The organism is Exiguobacterium sp. SH1S1 (genome assembly GCF_004337245.1).
In the GTDB taxonomy this organism is placed as follows: domain Bacteria; phylum Bacillota; class Bacilli; order Exiguobacteriales; family Exiguobacteriaceae; genus Exiguobacterium; species Exiguobacterium aurantiacum_A.
Map to the genome: position 1 here is coordinate 38,577 of NZ_SJUZ01000005.1, position 17,984 is coordinate 56,560.

21 protein-coding genes are annotated in these 17,984 nt (G+C 52.8%); 16 read left to right on the plus strand and 5 right to left on the minus strand.

Translation table 11 applies throughout. The annotated features are described in order from the left end of the window. Positions 1–7: 7 nt before the first annotated feature. Positions 8–580 carry a hypothetical protein gene (locus tag EVJ23_RS10205; protein WP_131465844.1) on the minus strand — a complete coding sequence of 191 codons (573 nt, stop codon included), beginning with the start codon at positions 578–580 and terminating at the stop codon, positions 8–10. 143 nt (positions 581–723) lie between these two features. Here EVJ23_RS10205 and EVJ23_RS10210 point away from each other — a divergent pair, with 143 nt between their 5' ends. The 5 genes from EVJ23_RS10210 to EVJ23_RS10230 all read left to right on the plus strand — a co-directional run bounded on the left by EVJ23_RS10210 (position 724) and on the right by EVJ23_RS10230 (position 5,732). Next, a complete protein-coding gene (locus EVJ23_RS10210; protein ID WP_070328077.1) occupies positions 724–1,371 on the plus strand; it encodes a response regulator transcription factor in 648 nt (215 codons plus the stop codon). Next, positions 1,371–2,639 carry a HAMP domain-containing sensor histidine kinase gene (locus EVJ23_RS10215; RefSeq protein WP_131465846.1) on the plus strand — a complete coding sequence of 423 codons (1,269 nt, stop codon included), beginning with the start codon at positions 1,371–1,373 and terminating at the stop codon, positions 2,637–2,639. The genes EVJ23_RS10210 and EVJ23_RS10215 overlap by 1 nt, the downstream gene beginning before the upstream one ends. Continuing rightward, positions 2,630–3,370, plus strand: coding sequence for an AAA family ATPase (locus EVJ23_RS10220; RefSeq protein ID WP_131466022.1), 741 nt, complete (start codon positions 2,630–2,632; stop codon positions 3,368–3,370). Before EVJ23_RS10215 ends, EVJ23_RS10220 begins: the two co-directional genes overlap by 10 nt. Positions 3,371–3,723: 353 nt before the next feature. Beyond that, positions 3,724–5,241 carry a diguanylate cyclase gene (locus EVJ23_RS10225; protein WP_131465848.1) on the plus strand — a complete coding sequence of 506 codons (1,518 nt, stop codon included), beginning with the start codon at positions 3,724–3,726 and terminating at the stop codon, positions 5,239–5,241. Next, positions 5,238–5,732: a hypothetical protein gene (locus EVJ23_RS10230; RefSeq protein WP_131465850.1), complete on the plus strand. Its 495-nt coding sequence runs from the start codon at positions 5,238–5,240 to the stop codon at positions 5,730–5,732. The genes EVJ23_RS10225 and EVJ23_RS10230 overlap by 4 nt, the downstream gene beginning before the upstream one ends. 42 nt (positions 5,733–5,774) lie before the next feature. Here EVJ23_RS10230 and EVJ23_RS10235 read toward each other — a convergent pair whose 3' ends face one another. Then, positions 5,775–6,647 (minus strand): ROK family protein, encoded by an 873-nt coding sequence (locus EVJ23_RS10235; RefSeq protein ID WP_131443988.1) that lies wholly within the window; start codon positions 6,645–6,647, stop codon positions 5,775–5,777. 136 nt (positions 6,648–6,783) lie between these two features. Between EVJ23_RS10235 and EVJ23_RS15375 the strand changes: the two genes are divergently transcribed. Genes EVJ23_RS15375 through EVJ23_RS10250 form a run of 4 tightly spaced genes read left to right on the plus strand, consistent with a single transcriptional unit; the run spans position 6,784 to position 8,887 of the window. After that, positions 6,784–6,906 (plus strand): hypothetical protein, encoded by a 123-nt coding sequence (locus EVJ23_RS15375; protein ID WP_255417728.1) that lies wholly within the window; start codon positions 6,784–6,786, stop codon positions 6,904–6,906. Then, positions 6,903–7,604, plus strand: a complete 702-nt coding sequence (locus EVJ23_RS10240; RefSeq protein ID WP_131465854.1) for an ABC transporter permease — start codon at positions 6,903–6,905, stop codon at positions 7,602–7,604. The genes EVJ23_RS15375 and EVJ23_RS10240 overlap by 4 nt, the downstream gene beginning before the upstream one ends. Next, positions 7,597–8,208: a class I SAM-dependent methyltransferase gene (locus tag EVJ23_RS10245; RefSeq protein WP_070328084.1), complete on the plus strand. Its 612-nt coding sequence runs from the start codon at positions 7,597–7,599 to the stop codon at positions 8,206–8,208. The genes EVJ23_RS10240 and EVJ23_RS10245 overlap by 8 nt, the downstream gene beginning before the upstream one ends. A 16-nt stretch (positions 8,209–8,224) precedes the next feature. Beyond that, complete coding sequence (locus tag EVJ23_RS10250; protein WP_070328085.1) at positions 8,225–8,887, plus strand: NAD(P)H-dependent oxidoreductase; 663 nt, start codon at positions 8,225–8,227, stop codon at positions 8,885–8,887. Positions 8,888–8,925: 38 nt separating this feature from the next. Here the strand turns inward: EVJ23_RS10250 and EVJ23_RS10255 are convergent, their stop codons facing one another. Beyond that, on the minus strand, positions 8,926–9,561 hold the full coding sequence (locus EVJ23_RS10255; RefSeq protein WP_131441238.1) for a nitroreductase family protein: 636 nt from the start codon (positions 9,559–9,561) through the stop codon (positions 8,926–8,928). Beyond that, positions 9,558–10,004, minus strand: a complete 447-nt coding sequence (locus tag EVJ23_RS10260) for a MarR family winged helix-turn-helix transcriptional regulator (RefSeq protein WP_070328087.1) — start codon at positions 10,002–10,004, stop codon at positions 9,558–9,560. Before EVJ23_RS10260 ends, EVJ23_RS10255 begins: the two co-directional genes overlap by 4 nt. A gap of 179 nt (positions 10,005–10,183) precedes the next feature. Here EVJ23_RS10260 and EVJ23_RS10265 point away from each other — a divergent pair, with 179 nt between their 5' ends. The 6 genes from EVJ23_RS10265 (at position 10,184) to modB (ending at position 16,358) form a co-directional block, all read left to right on the plus strand. Further along, positions 10,184–12,376: a malate synthase G gene (locus EVJ23_RS10265; RefSeq protein WP_131465856.1), complete on the plus strand. Its 2,193-nt coding sequence runs from the start codon at positions 10,184–10,186 to the stop codon at positions 12,374–12,376. Then, positions 12,373–12,669: a hypothetical protein gene (locus EVJ23_RS10270; protein ID WP_070328089.1), complete on the plus strand. Its 297-nt coding sequence runs from the start codon at positions 12,373–12,375 to the stop codon at positions 12,667–12,669. Before EVJ23_RS10265 ends, EVJ23_RS10270 begins: the two co-directional genes overlap by 4 nt. A gap of 66 nt (positions 12,670–12,735) precedes the next feature. After that, positions 12,736–14,016 (plus strand): isocitrate lyase, encoded by a 1,281-nt coding sequence (gene aceA, locus EVJ23_RS10275; protein ID WP_070328090.1) that lies wholly within the window; start codon positions 12,736–12,738, stop codon positions 14,014–14,016. 148 nt (positions 14,017–14,164) lie between these two features. Further along, on the plus strand, positions 14,165–14,872 hold the full coding sequence (gene ric, locus EVJ23_RS10280) for an iron-sulfur cluster repair di-iron protein (protein WP_131465857.1): 708 nt from the start codon (positions 14,165–14,167) through the stop codon (positions 14,870–14,872). 110 nt (positions 14,873–14,982) lie between these two features. Further along, positions 14,983–15,720 carry a molybdate ABC transporter substrate-binding protein gene (modA, locus tag EVJ23_RS10285; protein WP_131465859.1) on the plus strand — a complete coding sequence of 246 codons (738 nt, stop codon included), beginning with the start codon at positions 14,983–14,985 and terminating at the stop codon, positions 15,718–15,720. Further along, the gene (modB, locus tag EVJ23_RS10290; RefSeq protein ID WP_131465861.1) at positions 15,717–16,358 is read left to right on the plus strand and encodes a molybdate ABC transporter permease subunit; all 642 of its coding nucleotides are present in this window, start codon (positions 15,717–15,719) and stop codon (positions 16,356–16,358) included. The genes modA and modB overlap by 4 nt, the downstream gene beginning before the upstream one ends. Here the strand turns inward: modB and EVJ23_RS10295 are convergent. Beyond that, positions 16,355–16,726: a DUF3221 domain-containing protein gene (locus EVJ23_RS10295; RefSeq protein WP_131465863.1), complete on the minus strand. Its 372-nt coding sequence runs from the start codon at positions 16,724–16,726 to the stop codon at positions 16,355–16,357. The genes modB and EVJ23_RS10295 overlap by 4 nt on opposite strands. Before the next feature lie 133 nt (positions 16,727–16,859). On the opposite strand from EVJ23_RS10295, the gene EVJ23_RS10300 reads away from it, so the two are divergent. Continuing rightward, positions 16,860–17,975, plus strand: a complete 1,116-nt coding sequence (locus EVJ23_RS10300; RefSeq protein ID WP_131465865.1) for an MFS transporter — start codon at positions 16,860–16,862, stop codon at positions 17,973–17,975. Positions 17,976–17,984 lie beyond the last annotated feature (9 nt).

The following is a 17,984-nucleotide window of genomic DNA, read 5'->3' on the forward strand; positions in this document are numbered from 1 at the left end:
TTTTTGCTTACAGTGAATTTGTACTCTGATTTTCTACATTGTCATCTGTTGAAGGTGTATTGTCGTCTTGGTTTGGACCACCGAATTGGCCACCGTGATGCGACCCGTGACCGTGTCGAATTCTGCCTCCCGGTCCTTGCATGTCTAGGTCGTCATAGCTTGTCACGTCGGCGAATCGCTCCTCATGTTCAGCTAAAATCGCGTCGGCTTCCGCTTGCGTCAAATTACCGTTCTCGACCGCTGCATCAAGTTTCACTTCGTGTGAGGCGATGATCGCGTCAATGAATGCGTCGACCGTGATGCCTTTCTCTTCCGCGAGCTCAGGAAGCGACTGTCCTTCTTCACGTGCCGCTTCGACCTCGGCTTCGGTCAAACCGAGCGCCTCAAGCAACGCCGCTTGTCCGGCTGCCCGGTCTCCGAACATGCCGCGTTCACCACGTTCACCGCGTTCGCATTGCGTCGAAGCTTCCGTCGATTCTGTCGTTTCAGTTGTCGTCGTCTCGTTCGTGGCTGCGTAGACGCCTGTGCCCGAGACGGCAAGCAGACCGGCCAAAGCGAGTGCTAATTTTGATGATTTCATGTATATCTCCTCCTTTTACTACCTCAAGTGTAAATCTTGCCCGCCGGCAAGTTGTGAGGGAGTTGCAAGGTTTTTGCAAATTGTATTTGGGAAACGATGGGATGCTTTCTTGATGCGATATAATGGGAGTGGAGGCGATACAGATGAACGTGCTCGTAGTGGAAGATGAACAGAAGCTAGCGGACGGGATGGCCCGTTTTTTGACGTACGCGGGCTTTACTGTCAGCGTGGCGAGGACACTCGCCGAGGCGAAACGACTGCTTGATCAGCCGTTCGATGCGGTACTGCTCGACGTTCGCCTGCCGGACGGGGAAGGATGGACGCTCATTCCGAGATTACAGACACTTCAGCCGCGGCCGGCCATCGTGTTGACGACGGCACGCGGGGAAGCCGATGACCGGGTGTTCGGTCTTGAGCTCGGTGCTGACGACTATTTGGTCAAACCGATCGTCTTGAAGGAGCTCGAGATTCGATTGAAGCGTCTCGTCAAGCAGACGGATGGCATCGTGTTCGGTGATCTGAAAGTGGATGAAAAATCACGGACGGTGACGGAAGACGGGAAACCGATTCGATTGGCCAATAAGGAGTACGAACTGTTGCTCTATTTCATGAAGCATATCGGGGAAGCGCTTGACCGGAACCGATTGCTCGACGACGTGTGGGACTATACGTTCGTCGGTGACACGAGGACGGTCGACACGCACGTTAAACAGCTCCGCGACAAGTCCAAGACGATCAAACGGCAGTTGAAGACGGTGCATCGGGTCGGTTATCGATTGGAGGACGTGTGATGAACCGGTTGATGAAAAAGTTGTTGTGGACCGCCATTCTCCCGCTCGTGGTCATGGCCGTGCTCACGTTCGGACTCACGTCGCTCTTGATCGGCCGCTTTGCCGAGACGGAAAGCTACGCCCAGCTCGAGCGTGAAGCGGACATCGTCTATGACGCATTAGCTGAAGGGCGAGGCATACCGGGACAGCTCAACGTCCTCGTGTTTCAAGACGGCGAACCGATCGATCTTGACCGAGGCGGACGGATGCGGCGACAGATGACACCGACGCTGAACCCGGACGCATTAGCGGCACGCGATCAAGTCAGCGTAAACGGTACGCGTCTCTTGACGTTTTTACGAGAAGAAGGAGACATTCAAATCGTGACGTATACGAATGCGCCGCTAGCGAATCCCCAGTTCCGTCAAATCTATATGATTCTCGGGAGTGGCTTCCTGCTCGCCCTCGTCGCGGCGATAGGCGTGACGTATTGGATGGGGCGGCGCTTGACGTCACCGCTCGTCCAATTGAAACAAGCGGCAACGGCGATCATGGCAGGAACACACACAATCAACTTGCCGCCGGTCACAGACGATGAAATCGGTGATTTGACGGAAGCGGTCGATCAGATGAATCGTGCGCTTCAAGAAAAAGAGACGCTGCAAAAGACGTTCATCTCTGGGGTCACACACGATGTTCGGACACCGCTCGCCATCGTTCGCAACGAGGCAGAGATGCTCGAGCTCGGCGTCGTCAAGCCAGAAGACGTCTCATCGACAGGACGGAGCATGACCGAAGAAGTTGACCGGATCGATCGTCTCGTCACGCAAATGCTCGAGTACTCGAAGTTATCGTCACGAAGTCTGCCGCTCCAAATCGAGCCGATCCGATTGGACGGACTCGTTCGTGAGACGGTGGCACGAATGGAAGACTGGTTCCGGCATAAACAAGTCACCGTCCAACTCGAACTCGAAGCGGTCACGCTACAAGCCGACCAAACGGCGATGGAACGGGTGTTGTCCAACTTTCTTCATAACGCCTACCAGGTGAGTCCCGACGGTGGCGTCATCACAATCAGAATTGTCGGAAACCGACTCGAGATCGAGGATCAAGGTCCGGGGCTCGATGATAGGATGCGTGCGAGCGTATGGGATATGTACGTCAAAGGTGACCGGTCGAACGGACACGGTCTTGGACTCGCCATCAACAAGTTGTTGCTTGAAGCGCAGCAACTCAATTACGGGGTCGAATCAAACGAGGGGGCGATTTTTTGGATCGAATGGGATTGAACTTATTTTTACGAGGTGTCCGCTTAGAACGAGATTGGATCGAAACGCCAGGGTATCCGTTTTCGCTCCCGATTTTTGAAGCGTTTGACGAATTGACGTTGACGAAGCCGGTCACGTTTTTAGTCGGGGAAAACGGCAGCGGCAAGTCGACGTTGATCGAAGGGATGGCGATTGCCGCCGGATTCAATCCGGAAGGCGGGGCGACGACGTTCCGCTTTGAGACCGAGTCGACGCATAGCCCGCTGTTCGAGGCGTTGCGCCCAATTCGTAGTGCGTATCGCCCGAAGGACGGTTTTTTCCTCCGGGCCGAGACGGCGTATCAGCTATCAAGTTACGTGGACGAAATAGCGCGATCGAGTCCAGACCCTGAACGATTTTACGAATCGTATGGCGGTCGCTCACTCCATGAGCAGTCGCACGGGGAAGCGTTCTTGTCGCTCATGCTCCACCGTTTCCGGGGCGCGGGCCTCTATATTTTAGACGAGCCGGAGGCCGCGTTGTCGCCGATGCGTCAATTGACGATGCTCGCCCGGATGCATGAGCTCGTGCAGGCCGGGAGCCAATTCATCATCGCGAGCCATTCACCGATTCTCATGTCGTATCCGGACGCGGCGATTTTGGAAGTCGAGGCGGGGCTCGCGCCGACGACGTTCGATGAACTCGAACACGTCCGGGTCATGCGCGACTTTTTAGCGGCACCGGAGCGGATGCAACGGATTTTATTTGAATAACAAAAGGCGGCCCCGGCCGCCTTTTGTTATGACTTCGTGATTTTCCGCAACAAAATGATCGCGACGCTGACACCGGCAGCGATCAGCATGTACGTCCCGATCGATGAGAGCGTGTCTATCCAAAAATCCATTAGGTTTCCACCTCACTTGATTCGGTTAATTGCTTCCATCATTTCACGTTACTGTGCTAAAGTACACGAAATAACGATGTAAAACAAACGTTGAAGTCTATTGGAAAATCTTTCAATAAACTTAAAAGTTTGGTCAGTAATTGGGCGAAAACTGTCCCACGTTTGAATAATCGCTCTATAATAGACGTGTAGAGATGATTATTGACGAAATGAGGGGTAGCGATGGTATACGGTTTATTGATTGTTGGCATCGTCCTGATCACACTCGTCATCAACGTACTGCGCTTGATGACGACCCCATCTTTGAACCGTTGGCTACTCGTTGGGGCGAGTAGCCTTGTCGTGATTTGGCATGGGATTCTGTTCGACTTTTATGATTTACATTGGTCGGTGCTGCTGCTCATCGCGACCGGCCTCATCTGTTTTCAATGGACGGGCATGGTGACCGCCATTCTTGTCGGTTGGTTGCTCGTCTATAGCCAATCAGGAGATTTATCGTTTCCGTTGTTGCTCAGTTATATCTTTTTCGGACTTGGTGCCGCGCTCTTGTTCGGTTATATTAAACAATTGAAACGGGAACGATCGGATCGATTACGGATGTTGACGACAAGTTCTCGTCAATTGAACGTGTTTCGTGAAGTCAGCTTCACGATGCAAGATACGCTCGACCCGGACCGTCTCCTCCAGACGATTTTGACGTCAGTGACGGCAGGTCATGGGCTCGGCTTCAACCGCTCGATCATCTTTTTTGCCGACCCGGAAAAAGACAGCATTTACGGTGTCATGGGGACGGGACCGATGAATCCCGAAGAAGGATATCAAATTTGGGAAGAAATCACACGGCAACATTATGACCTTCAACGATTGATTGACGAGAAAGAGACGGACTCGACGCAAGACGAGCAATTGAACGAGCGAATTCGCAAAATGACGTTCCCATTTAATTCCAATCATGTATTTAAACAGACGCTCGACTCGGGCCGACCGCAACACGTCTATGCGAGCATCACCGATGATGCGGTCCTACGACTATTACATACAGAGTTACAGATGGATGAGTGCACGATCTTCCCGTTACATCATCAAGGTATCCCGTACGGATTGCTCGTCATCGATAACGTCGTCAACAAGAAGCCGATCACCCCTCAAAAAATCGATGGGGTTCGGCCCATCGCGGAACAGGCATCGCTTGCGTTGCATCAGACGACGCTTTATCAACGGATTGAGACGCTCGCGCTCCGTGACGGACTGACTCGTTTGAAGAACCATCGCTCGTTCGAGCAAGATTTGGATGTATTGTTCCGCGAATGTGATGAAGACGAACTGTCGCTCATCGTCATGGACATCGACCACTTCAAACATTATAACGATACGAACGGTCATTTGGCGGGGAACGAACTGTTGACGCGACTCGCGAGCGTCATTCGCCGAAGTGTACCCGACGAACAGATGGCGTATCGGTTCGGCGGCGAAGAGTTTGTCGTCTTGCTCCCGCGATTCGATGAGATCGGAGCGACGTATGTGGCCGAAACGATTCGTTCAGCCGTGCTCGGTACAACATTCATGCATGGGAATCAACAACCGGGTGGGCAGTTGACGCTCAGTTTTGGCGTCGCCTCGAAGCATACGCTTCGTGATCAGACGGTCGAACAGTTGATTGAATGTGCGGACCAGGCGCTTTATGCGGCCAAGTCACGCGGGAAAAATCAAGTCTGTCGCTGGGAAGGGGTGACGCTATGAGTGAGTTTAGCGTCATGATGATGGCGGTCGCCTTTGTTGGGACCATCTTGCTGTCGAGCCGGTACTGCTATCTATTCATCTTAAGTCACATCGCCAAGCGTGAGGCGGCGGCATTGCACGTTTCGTTACAAGACGTCTCGTTCTCGTTTGATCAGATGGTGTACTTTATTGCCTTGCCGACGACAATTCCCGAAGTAAGGGACGCGATGAAAGACGAGCTCATCATCGAGCCGTATTACGAGTCGCACTTCTTTCCTGACGTGAACGGGATACAAGTCTCCGTTAAATCGGGACAGGAAGTGATCCCGATTACGTATTTGCCAATCGATGACTTCAGTTTACCGATCTTAGATCGCTATCTAGAGACGCGGAAAATCGATGAGCGGACGAACCGCATCATTCGCGCCCACGTGATTGTTCATGATCGGACGCTCCAAGCGATCCGGGACGAGGTGTATCACCACTTGCATGAGGACCGCATCAGACAATAGAAAACAGGGTTCCTTCACCAAGCGGTGATGGAAACCCTGTTTTTAGTTCGTTAAAAGGTGGAACCGGACAGCGCCGATCAAGTTGGCCTCATTGAAGTGGGCGCACGTCTCGACGTCGATCCGGAACGTACCGAACGAATCCGTGAGCGCATCGAGGTGACGCTTGATGCCGTCACGGACTTCAGGCCGCCGGCTGATGCCGCCACCGATCAAAATCCGTTCCGGGTCGAGCCCGAACTGGAGATTGTAGAGTCCGATTGCATTCCAACGATAGAAGTTTTCGAGTTCCTCATGGATACGTGAGTCCGATTGAAGGTCGAACACGTCTTTGCCGGTGAGGGGCAGTCCGAGGCGATCACTGCACCGCTTCACGAGAACGGCCGTCGCACCGACTTTACTCCACGTGCCGTCCGGGTGGGGGGCATTCGGGTCAAGAATCCAATAGCCGTACTCGCCGCCATGGAAGTGTGAACCGACCATGACTTCGTTCGAGTCGATAAAAGCACCACCGACACCTGTGCCGATGACGACTGTCGCATAACGTTTCAAAGAAGCGGCGGCCCCGGTCCATCCTTCGGCGAGCGCTGCCGCGTTCGCGTCGTTTAGGACGGTGACGGGTAAGTCGTACTGGTCTTGAAACGGCTCGAGGAAAGGCTGTTCGTGAATGTAGGGGAGGGCGGTAACGCCGTGAATCACCCCGGTCGACGAATCGACGGCGCCTGGAGCGCTAAAGGCGATTCCTTGGATCGGTCCCGCGGCTTGCGTGTTGTTCACGATTGCATCGATCTGTTCGAGAAATGCTTTCCACGTCTTAGGGGTCGGGACGTGGTCGTTCGACAGAAGTGTCCCATCAGTTTGGACGACTCCGTATTTGATACTCGTACCACCGATATCGATGGCTAGATAATGTTGCATAGTACTTACTCCTTTACGGGGGATTTTGTTGTCAAGGCTATGTTTGGGGCATGGTATGATAGATAGACAAGAACACATGCTTATCCACATTAGCGCACCATGCCAAATGATGCAAATCGGTCGCGAGGAGGTTCACATGGATGTTCATATCGGGAACGCCGGTTTTGAGACGGAAGCGGCGAAACGACAGCTGCGCGACTCGATTCAATCGGTAAGCAGGACGTTGTTTGAAATGGTTGAACATGTGGCCGTGCGATGACAGCTCGGTATTTATTGAAGCGACGCGTGATGGACCATGCGGCCAAGCGTTGGAACACGTGGCGGCTCAGATTGTACGTCGTGTTTCCGCTCTTTTTCTTTCTCGGTTATCAGTATATCTTGTTCTGGCAAGGTGGTCTTGATTGGGTCGGCGACGTTTCGGCGTTCGTTTGGGCGGTGCTCTTCCTGCTCCTTGTCGTCAGCGATACGTTTTTCATTTGGGTCGAACGAGCAGATGTCACGCGAAGCACCGGCGATGCGCTCATCAAGGTGTTGAAGCGCTATTCGCTGTCATATCATATCGTTAAGCTGATCATTAAATATGGTGTGGTCGTTTCGTTGTTTAGGCCGGTGCTCGTCGATTGGGGATGGACACATGCTTCAATTTTGTCATTCTTCTTGTCGGTTCTCCTAATCGCTTGGCTCCATATGTGGACTCAGTATCAGTTACAGATTAGGCGAAGCCATTGGATGTTGCGGGTTAGCGTCACGATCATCGCCATGATTTGCCTATATGCGTTCCTTGACGGCCGTCCGCTCGCGGCAGTCGTCTTCGGCAGTGGTTTCGTCGCACTGGCACTTTATGCTGGGGAAGGTTGGATGTCGCGTCAGCCGTACCTTGATCGCGAAATCGACTTGGCCGAGGCGTTGCATGATTCATTCTTCCAAAAAATCAAGAAGGGACACTTTCATGACTGAACAACAATATGAACGACTGCTACAAATCGAGACGGTGAAGCCTCAGCAAGGCTTCCCGACCTCGGTCGAATACCATCGCTATGAGCCGACCCCATATGCTGCGCTCGACTTGTTGCGCGACGCCTATCCGCTCGAGCCGACGGACACGGTCGTCGACTTTGGATCCGGGAAAGGGAGGTTGCCGTTTTATCTCGCCTACACGTTCCGTGTCCGCGCCATCGGGGTCGAGATGGATGGGGGCTATCACGAGGAGGCGCTTCAAAACTGGGTCAACTATACGAAGAAGCATCGGTCGCGTGGGAGCGTCCAGTTCGAGTGCGCGTATGCCGAACGGTTTATGATCCCACCTGAGGCGAACCGATTTTATTTCTTCAACCCGTTCTCGGTTCAAGTGTTCCGCCAAGTCGTTGCCAACATCCTCGACTCGGTCGAGCTCTCGCCGCGTCCGGTCGATATCATCCTCTACTATCCGTCCGACGATTATTTACACTTTTTGAATGATGAGACACCGTTCCGTTACGTCCAAGACGTCCGATTGCCGCTGAAGAATCTTCATGAACGGTTTCTCATTTATCGATTTGATATGATGGAGTCATCTTGGTAATGGGGAGTGGATTTGAGTGAAGAAAAAAGATATTTTAGAAGCGTACCGTTGGCGTCAAGCGACGAAAGAGTTCGACGCGGACCGCAAGATTGATGAAAGCGACTTTGAATTTATCCTGGAGACGGGACGGTTGTCACCGAGCTCATTCGGCTTCGAGCCGTGGCAGTTCGTCGTCGTCCGTCGCGAAGATTTACTTCAAAAAATTAAGGACAACACGTGGGGTGCTCAAGGACAAGCGTTGACGGCGAGCCATTTCGTCTTGATCTTGGCCCGGACTCCGCAGGAAATGCGCTATGATTCGGACTATCTGCGCCATATCATCACGGGCGTCCAAGGACGGACCGAGGATGAATATGCGCTCCGAATCAAACGAGTGCAGGAGTTCCAAGAACAAGATTACCGTCTGCTAGACGACGAGCGAGTGTTCCAAGAGTGGATCAAGCGCCAGACGTACATCCCGCTCGGCAACATGATGACGGCAGCAGCCCAAATCGGGATCGACTCATGTCCGATCGAAGGGTTCAACCAACAACAGATTGATGAACTGTTGATTTCAGAAGGTGTCATGGAACGCGGGGCCTGGTCGCTCTCGGCCATGGTCGCGTTCGGTTACCGGGCTCGCGATTTCGCGCCGAAGACGCGCCGCGACTTCAACGAGGTCGTCAAATACATCGGATGAAAAAAAGCTCAATCGCCTCGACGCGATTGAGCTTTTGCTTATTTCCAGTCTGTGATGCGGTCGATTGGGAAACGGACCGACGGATAACCTTCTTCCGCGGCTTTGCCGATCGAGAGGAGCATGACCGGGAGGTAGCGTTCTTTCTCGAGACCGAACGCTTCGGCGATATTCTTCTTATCGTAGCCGCCGATCGGGTTCGTGTCGTAGCCGTGGGCACGGGCGACGAGCATGAGCTGCATCGCGACGAGGCCTGAGTCGAGCAAGATGCTGTCTTTGATCATTTCGTTCGGTGCGTCTTTGAAGATGCCTTTGATCATGTCGACTTGGCGGTCGCGGACTTCAGGAGGCATCAGGCCGCGCTCGACAGCCGAATTGAAGATCTCTTCCGTGTAGTCGGCCATTTGGTAGTCGGCGAAGATGGCGATGACAGCCGATGACGTCTCGACTTGACGCTTATTGAAGCTCGCGAGCGGGAGGAGTGTCTCTTTTCCGGCGGCGCTGTCGATGACGACGAAGCGCCATGGCTGAAGGTTGAGCGAAGACGGTGCTGTCGTCGCTTCCTCGAGGATTTGTGTCATTTCGTCTTTCGAGATTTTGACGCTCTCGTCATAGACGCGAATCGAACGGCGTCCTTTTACAATCTCCATAAAGTCTTTCTGTGTTGTCGTGTTCATATTAGGGTCTTCCTTTCGTGTTGAATGTTGTGTTGTAACGTATTTAACAGGTCGAGCAAATGTTGTTGCTCCTCTACCTTCATGTTTACAAAAAGTCGGTCCGATAAGCACTTCTTTTGCTCGGTCCAATGTGCAATTTTGTCGCGACCGAGCTCGGTCAAGTCGACGTAGATGACGCGATTGTCTTGAAGACATCGTTCACGAGCGATCAGCCCTTGCGTCTCGAGTTGTTTCAAGTGACGGGTGATGGCCGCGTGATCGACATCGACGCGCTGTTGCAGCTCGCGTTGGCGAAGCGGACCGACGTGATTCAAGTTGCTCAAAATATCGTATCGGGTCAGGCTCAGTCCATCCATTTCGGTATCGAACAGCTGGCTGAGTTCTTTTTGTACAGTGATGACGTTGTAGAGAATTTGGTCGCTAGGCGAACAAGATTCGCGCATCCATAACCCTCCTTAACTAATTGATGACTCAATCATTGATGGGTCATGTAATCTATCCTAACGCGTTTTTCGTTTGCCGGCAAATAAAAAGTTTAAAAAAACTGTTGCTAAACTGTTATATAATAGTCTATATTAAAGTCAACTGATATATAACAACAACTACGGGAGGATGTGAAGGCTTGGAACAGTATAAACAAGTAGGTACTTATCGCGTACATCGGGAGCTCCTCGACTTCGTCTCGGCTCATGTATTGCCAGGAGCAGAGACGGGGCATCAGTTTTGGCAAGGAGTCGAGCGCATACTAGACGAGTTCATTCCTCGAAATGAGGCGTTGCTTCACGAACGGGAGTCGTTTGAGCGACTGTTACAGAAGTGGTACAGCGAACAGAAACAAGACTTTGACCTTGTCAGCTACGAACGCTTCCTCCAATCGATCGGCTACATCGAACCGGTCGTCCCTGATTTTAGTATCGACGTCTCAGGTGTCGATTCGGAGATCACACAGCAAGCCGGACCACAGCTCGTCGTCCCGCTCGACAATGCACGCTATGCACTGAACGCGGCGAACGCACGCTGGGGAAGTCTTTATGACGCGCTGTATGGAACGGACGTCATCGATGAAGCGGACGGAAAAACGAAGTCGGCCGGCTACAATCCGGTCCGGGGTAAAGCGGTCATCGCTTACGCCAAACAATACCTCGACGACACGTTCCCGCTTCTAACGGGTTCGCACCGGGACGCGGAAGGATACGCGGTTCGCGCCGATGAACCATACGTCATCATCAACGGACAAGACGTCCCGTTCAGCAATGACTGTTTCGTCGGTTACGTCGGGAATCCGGATAGTCCGACGAGCTTAGTGCTCGTCCATAACGGCCTCCATGCCGAACTGAAATTTGACCGGAACCATCCGATCGGCCGCACGGATGGGGCAGGGCTCACCGATATCGAACTCGAGTCTGCCTTATCGGCCATCGTCGACTGTGAGGACTCGGTCGCAGCCGTCAACGCTCGGGACAAGGTCCACCTGTACAAAAACTGGCTCGGGCTGATGGACGGCACGCTCGAAGCGACGTTCACGAAAGGCGGCAAGCCCCTTAAGCGCCAGCTGAATGAAGACCGCCGCTACACAGGCAGAAACGGACGAGACGTCGTGCTGCCGGGACGTTCCTTACTGTTCATTCGGAACGTCGGTCACTTGATGACGACAGATTTGATGCTCGACAATCAAGGAAGGGAAGTACCGGAAGGAATCCTCGACGGCATCTTCACGTCACTGATCGCGAGCCGTCACCTCGACTCAAAACGGAACTCGCGGGAACGGTCGATCTACATCGTCAAACCGAAAATGCACGGTTCAAAGGAAGTCACGTTCACGAACGACTTGTTCGACGCGATCGAAGACGTGCTCGACTTGCCGCGCCATACGCTCAAAGTCGGTGTGATGGACGAGGAGAGACGGACGTCGCTCAACTTGAAAAACTGCATCGAACGCGTGAAGGGGCGGATCGTCTTCATCAACACCGGTTTTCTTGACCGGACCGGTGACGAGATCCATACGTCGCTCACGTTCGGGCCGATGCGCAAGAAAGGCGAGATGAAGACGTCGGCTTGGCTCGATGCCTACGAACGCTTGAACGTCTTGACCGGACTCGCGGCCGACTTCTATCAACAAGCCCAAATCGGCAAAGGGATGTGGGCGATGCCTGATAAGATGCGCGACATGATGCGGGAGAAAGTCGCCCATGCTGAGTCCGGCGCGACGACCGCCTGGGTCCCGTCGCCGACGGCCGCGACGCTCCACGCGCTCCATTACCATCAAGTGGATGCGTTCCGTGTCCAACGGGAGTTGGTGCAACGATCGTTCGATATCGACAGCGAACGGAAACGCCTGCTCGAGATTCCGCTCGCGACACGCGTCTATACAGACGATGAAGTGAGGGAGGAACTCGAGAACAACCTGCAAGGGCTGCTCGGTTATGTCGTCCGCTGGGTCGAGCAAGGTGTCGGCTGCTCGAAAGTGCCGGACATCCACCATATCGGGTTGATGGAGGACCGGGCGACGCTCCGCATCTCGAGCCAACACGTGGCCAACTGGCTCTATCACGGTGTCTGTACGAGTGAGCAAGTCGAAGCGACGATGTACCGGATGGCTGAAGTCGTCGACAAGCAGAACGCGGCCGACCCGAACTACCGGCCAATGACGCCGGACGTGACCGACTCGATCGCGTATCAAGCAGCAAAAGACTTAGTGTTCCAAGGAACGGATTCGCCAAGCGGGTACACGGAACCGATCTTGCATCGCCGCCGCCGTCAGTTTTTGACACAGTCGACACTTGAATTGAACTTAAAAGGAGGAGCATCATCATGACAACGAAAAAAATCGAAAGCGAACAGTTAATCGAACGTTGGGTCGTCCGCCGCATCGTCTCTGGAGAGTCGACAGCGACGCTCGCCAATACCGCATTCGTATATGGCAACGACTTGATGCGCCTCGTGCTCGATCGGACGGACGGTTCGCTCCAAATCATGAAAGAACCGGTCGAGGAAGTCGTCGTATTCCGCAAACCAGAAGAGCGGGACGAGGAAAACGTCTGCCGCAGTTGTGGGATGGAACATTCGACGTTCAAGTCGGCACTCGAATGCTGCGCCTACTTGGATTAAGTTTGTAACGTCTGTTATATAACAATTTAATTAAAATAAAACTAATATAATACAGGAGGAATAACAATGAATGAACAACGCATGCAACTCGAGAAGGTTTTTCAGTCGGAACGGTTTGACGGGGTCGAGCGTCCGTACGGAGTCGACGACGTCATGAAGCTTCGTGGATCGGTCTTGATCGAACATACGCTCGCGACGAAAGGGTCGGAACGTCTGTGGGACCTGCTCCACAAACGGGATTATGTCCACGCGCTCGGGGCGCTCACCGGAAATCAGGCGATCCAACAAGTGAAGGCGGGGCTTGAGGCCATCTACTTAAGCGGCTGGCAAGTCGCCGCTGATGCGAACTTATCAGGGCATATGTATCCGGACCAAAGCCTGTACCCGGCCAACTCGGTACCGAGCGTCGTCAAGCGAATCAATCAGGCGCTGCAACGGGCCGATCAGATTCAAACGGCGGAAGGGAAAGGGGATACGCACTGGTTCGCGCCGATCGTCGCCGATATGGAAGCTGGGTTCGGCGGTGTGCTCAACGTCTTCGAGCTGACGAAAGCGATGATCGAGTCTGGTGCGGCCGGTGTCCACTTAGAAGACCAGCTGTCTTCGGAGAAAAAGTGTGGTCACCTCGGCGGTAAAGTATTGCTCCCGACGCAAACGGCTGTGAAAAACTTGATCGCGGCGCGCCTAGCAGCAGACGTCATGGGCGTATCGACGATCATCGTCGCCCGGACGGACGCGCATGCGGCCAACTTGATCACAAGTGACATCGACCCGATTGACCATCCGTTCATCGTCGGCGACCGGACGCCGGAAGGCTTCTACCGGACCGAGGCCGGCATCGAGCAGGCGATCGCCCGCGGTCTCGCCTATGCGCCTTACGCCGATCTCGTCTGGTGCGAGACGTCGGAACCGGACTTGCAAGAAGCACGCCAGTTCGCGGACGCGATCCATGCGAAGTATCCTGGAAAAATGCTCGCCTACAACTGTTCGCCTTCGTTCAACTGGAAGAAGAAGCTGTCTGACGACGAGATCGCGACGTTCCAACAAGAGATTGGGGCGATGGGCTACAAGTTCCAATTCGTCACACTCGCCGGGTTCCATTCGCTCAACTTCGGCATGTTCGAGCTCGCCCGCGGCTATAAAGATCGTGGGATGGCAGCATATTCTGAGTTACAACAAGCCGAATTTGCGGCCGAACAACACGGCTACACGGCGACGCGCCATCAGCGTGAAGTCGGCACCGGCTACTTCGATGAAGTCTCACTCGTCATCTCGAGCGGACAGTCGTCGACGACCGCGCTCGCTGGATCGACCGAGGCGGAACAGTTTGAAACGCCATCACATTGACGAACGCCCCTTGAAAAAGGGGCTTTTTTTGTGTGTCTAAATATGGAACGAGGCGATTTTAGTTGCTTAAATGTGACATATTTCACATTTTTAAAGTTGAACGCTTGCTACGCTGAACATGTCAAAACGAACATGGAGGTTATGACAGATGACACAAACATTCACGAGCGGCACGCACGTATCTGAAATCGTCAAGCAATGCCCGCAAGCAGCAGACATTTTTAAACGGAATCGAATCGATTTTTGTTGCGGCGGCAATCGACCGCTCGCTGAAGCGACGGACAAGTCGAAACGATCGACGGAAGATATTTTAGAAGAAGTCAACGCGCTCTATCGACGCAAACAGGAGATGAACGAAACGAGCATCGATTGGGATGCAGCTTCGTCTTCGGAATTGATTGAGCATATTATTTATAAGCATCACCAATTTTTGACGGATGAATTGCCACAGCTCACACCATATGTGACCAAAGTATTCCGCGTGCATGGACAAAACCATCCACACCTTGGACGCATCCATCAGTTGTTCAATCAATTGAAAGTGGAACTTGAACAGCATATCGTCAAAGAAGAGATGGAAGACTTCCCGATGTTGCTTCGACATGAGTCGGCACCGACGGCTGAGACGGAACGTGAGATTATGACCATTTTAGAAGCGCTCGAGTCGGAACATGCAGCGGCCGGTGACATTTTGAAAGAACTTCGTCACATTACGAACGACTATACGCCGCCTGAAGGTGCGTGTGGGACGTATCGACTCGTCTACCAACGTCTAGAGGCACTCGAATCAGATACGTTCGAACACATTCACCTTGAGAACAATATTTTGTTCCCGCGTGCACGTACGCTTGTCTGACAGATACAATTTACACCTCCATCACGTGGAGGTGTATTTTTGTGACATTTGATACAGAAGGAACGCGAGTCAATCGCTACGATAAAGGAGAAGCAAAGGAGTGATCAATCATGAAGCGGGTGAGTGGAGTCATCGTCGGGGTAGCGGTCGTCCTGTTATTGAGTCAAATCTGGTCAAGTCCTTCTGGCACCCATGACGAGACCGTGACGATTTTAGCGGCGGCGAGTTTAGGACCAGTTCTAGAGCAAGTGGAACGACAACTTGAGGCCGAACTCGGCGACGTCGACATTCGCGTCGTCACGAACGGGAGTGGCGCCTTGCGATCCCAAATCAATCACGGGTCTCCGGCTGACATCTTTTTAGCCGCTAGTGAGGAGGATGTCGACAAGTTGCAGGTGCCCGTGTTAGACCGGGATGCGTTCTTGAAAAACGAGTTGTGGTTTGTGACCCCAAAGGGAAAAAGTTGCACGAGTGAGTGGCAGGAATTGGAGTTGTGCGCCCGAATCGTCATTGGAGACCCGGTGAACGTTCCGGCAGGCCGTTATGCGAAAACGGCGTTGGATGAAGCGGAAGTATGGGGACAGGTGAAATCTCGGATTATCTTTGCCCAAAACGTGAGACAAGTGCTTACGCTCGTCGAGCAAGGGGATGCGAATGGGGGATTCGTGTATAAAACAGAGCTGACAGAAGGTGTCGCAGCGATTCAAGCCGTCTCGCTTGAAGCGACCGGCATCATCTCCTATCCGGCTGTCCGTTTGACGCATGGTCCATATGTGCGTGACGTATATGAGCGTTTATTCGATGACGATATTCAAGCGATTTTTTTAGCAAAGGGGTTTTCTAAATGACGCAGTCCCCACTGCAACTTACTTTCGAAGTCGGGTTTATCGCGACGATGCTTGCCTTCGTCCTCGCGTTCTGGGCCGCCTATCTCATGCATCATCGCCAGTTTAAAGGGAAATGGTTGCTCGAGACGCTATTTTTATTGCCGCTCATCTTGCCGCCGACCGTGATTGGTTTATACGCGTTGATCGTTCTTGGCAACAACGGGATTGGGGGACTGTTGCCGGTTACCATCTTGTTCACGAAACAAGCGAACATCATCGCCTCTGCCTTGGCGGCTTTCCCGCTCGTCTACCAGACGATTCGGCTCGGGTTAAAACAGTTGGATGCGGAATGGTACGAGGCCGGTCGCGTGCTCGGTGGAACGGAACGTCAATTGTTCACGTATGTCACGATTCCGCTTCTTTTACCCGCTTTGACGAGCGGATTCGTCCTCGGATTTGCCCGTTCGATCGGGGAATTTGGTATCACGATGATGATTGCTGGGAATATTCCGGGCGAGACGATGACGCTCGCCACGGCGATTTATATGGCCACGTTAAACGGGGACATGACCCAAGCGCTCATTTGGAGCGGATGGTTGGTCGGCCTGGCGTTTTTAGTCTTGTGGCTGAGCGAACGTTACGGAAAGCGTCAATATTAGTCGAGCACGTCGACTTTTTTCACATAAGATCGGTTCGGAGTGTTGAGAATGCTCGGACCGGTCTTTTTCCAAATGTGAACGTGGTCGCCGACCTCAATCTGTTCGAACGTTGCCTTCACTTGAAATTTGAACCAGCTCACGTTTTCAGGGTCGGCTCGTGCGAACAACGCATCAGCGGTTAGTTTTGCCTCGTCCGCACTGATGCCGCTGATGATGAGGGCGGTGCGGTCAGATTCATTCACTTCGATCACATAGCCTTCGACGTCCGGTTCGGTCGTCGCCCGGTTGGCGAAGACGAAACCGATGGAAAAGACGACGAGCATGGCCGTGATGGTCAGAAACAAAAATATTTTAATAGAAGATTTCATAGCGTGCGCCTCCTTCGTTCATTATTCTGTCACGTCTCGAATCGCTTATCTGTGAAAAAAGTAACAGTTAAGTCTAGATGTCATCTTTATGATGAAACTATGAAGTCGTTCGGAAAGAGAAGGGGGAACACATATGACTGATCGTCATTTTTATTCGACCGCCGCGAAGTGGTCGTTCGTAGGATTTACCGTTTTGGTGCTCTCGACGTGGGTTGCCTCGGCAGGATTTGAGCATGTGGATATGGCGTTGTTTGGTTATTACATTGCGGCCGTCATCTGTATGATCGGGATGGTCGTCCGGTTGACGTTATTCTTTGCCCGGCCGGCCACCTCGCAAGTGTTGAAGCGAAGTCTCAAACAGATGAAATCAGAAAAGAAGCGTGCCAGTAAAGCGATCGCCGCGACGACGGTCAACAACATCGTCTTGCAGAAATTTATTTGGGAGCGTGGATGGTACCGCTGGACCCAGCATATGTTAATCGCTTGGGGATGCCTCGGATCGTTCGCCATCACGTTCGGTTTGACGTTCCAATGGATGCGTTTTGATTTGATCGACATCGAGACGTATCAAATCGTCGTCTTTAATATTCCGACGATCAAGATGGCCGCTCACGGGCTGTTCGCCGAGATGGTCTATAACGGCTTGAACATCACCGCGCTCATGCTTTTAGTCGGGGTGCTCATGGCGCTTTATCGCCGCATCAACGATCAAGACGTAAAAGTGACACAGCGGTTCGAGTTTGATATCTTGCCGCTCCTCATGTTGCTGATCGTCACTGTATCGGGTTTGTTATTAACTGTTTCGTACGTGTTCTTCGGTGGATTTATCCATCATGAGCTCGCCTTGTTCCATCAATTGACGGTCATCATCTTTTTATGTTACTTCCCGTTCGGCAAGCTGTTTCACTTACCGGTCCGCCCGATGGCTGCTAGTGTACCGATGAACTATCGGGAAGTCGAAGCGGACGAGACACGCGTCTGTGCCGGATGTGGCACACGCTATGCGACGGACAATCAAGTCGAGGACGTCCAGGCGATTCTAAAAGCGCAGACGATCCAACTCGGTTTGCGGGATGGGACACAACTGTCTGACTATTGCCAACCGTGTCGCCGTTCGATGCGCGTGAAGATGCAGTTGAATTTAATGAACGGTCAGTTGCCGACACACCCGGTCGATACGAACACGGGCATGTCGATGCCGGGATTCGGGCGCCCAAAGGAGACGAAAGATGAGACACCTGTGCGTTAAATGCGGAGA

Coding starts and splice junctions, on each gene's coding strand:
- EVJ23_RS10205 (WP_131465844.1), bottom strand. CDS start 580: ATGAAATCATCAAAATTAGCACTCGCTTTGGCCGGTCTGCTTGCCGTC.
- EVJ23_RS10210 (WP_070328077.1), top strand. CDS start 724: ATGAACGTGCTCGTAGTGGAAGATGAACAGAAGCTAGCGGACGGGATG.
- EVJ23_RS10215 (WP_131465846.1), top strand. CDS start 1,371: ATGAACCGGTTGATGAAAAAGTTGTTGTGGACCGCCATTCTCCCGCTC.
- EVJ23_RS10220 (WP_131466022.1), top strand. CDS start 2,630: ATGGGATTGAACTTATTTTTACGAGGTGTCCGCTTAGAACGAGATTGG.
- EVJ23_RS10225 (WP_131465848.1), top strand. CDS start 3,724: ATGGTATACGGTTTATTGATTGTTGGCATCGTCCTGATCACACTCGTC.
- EVJ23_RS10230 (WP_131465850.1), top strand. CDS start 5,238: ATGAGTGAGTTTAGCGTCATGATGATGGCGGTCGCCTTTGTTGGGACC.
- EVJ23_RS10235 (WP_131443988.1), bottom strand. CDS start 6,647: ATGCAACATTATCTAGCCATCGATATCGGTGGTACGAGTATCAAATAC.
- EVJ23_RS15375 (WP_255417728.1), top strand. CDS start 6,784: ATGGATGTTCATATCGGGAACGCCGGTTTTGAGACGGAAGCGGCGAAA.
- EVJ23_RS10240 (WP_131465854.1), top strand. CDS start 6,903: ATGACAGCTCGGTATTTATTGAAGCGACGCGTGATGGACCATGCGGCC.
- EVJ23_RS10245 (WP_070328084.1), top strand. CDS start 7,597: ATGACTGAACAACAATATGAACGACTGCTACAAATCGAGACGGTGAAG.
- EVJ23_RS10255 (WP_131441238.1), bottom strand. CDS start 9,561: ATGAACACGACAACACAGAAAGACTTTATGGAGATTGTAAAAGGACGC.
- EVJ23_RS10260 (WP_070328087.1), bottom strand. CDS start 10,004: ATGCGCGAATCTTGTTCGCCTAGCGACCAAATTCTCTACAACGTCATC.
- EVJ23_RS10270 (WP_070328089.1), top strand. CDS start 12,373: ATGACAACGAAAAAAATCGAAAGCGAACAGTTAATCGAACGTTGGGTC.
- aceA (WP_070328090.1), top strand. CDS start 12,736: ATGAATGAACAACGCATGCAACTCGAGAAGGTTTTTCAGTCGGAACGG.
- ric (WP_131465857.1), top strand. CDS start 14,165: ATGACACAAACATTCACGAGCGGCACGCACGTATCTGAAATCGTCAAG.
- modA (WP_131465859.1), top strand. CDS start 14,983: ATGAAGCGGGTGAGTGGAGTCATCGTCGGGGTAGCGGTCGTCCTGTTA.
- modB (WP_131465861.1), top strand. CDS start 15,717: ATGACGCAGTCCCCACTGCAACTTACTTTCGAAGTCGGGTTTATCGCG.
- EVJ23_RS10295 (WP_131465863.1), bottom strand. CDS start 16,726: ATGAAATCTTCTATTAAAATATTTTTGTTTCTGACCATCACGGCCATG.
- EVJ23_RS10300 (WP_131465865.1), top strand. CDS start 16,860: ATGACTGATCGTCATTTTTATTCGACCGCCGCGAAGTGGTCGTTCGTA.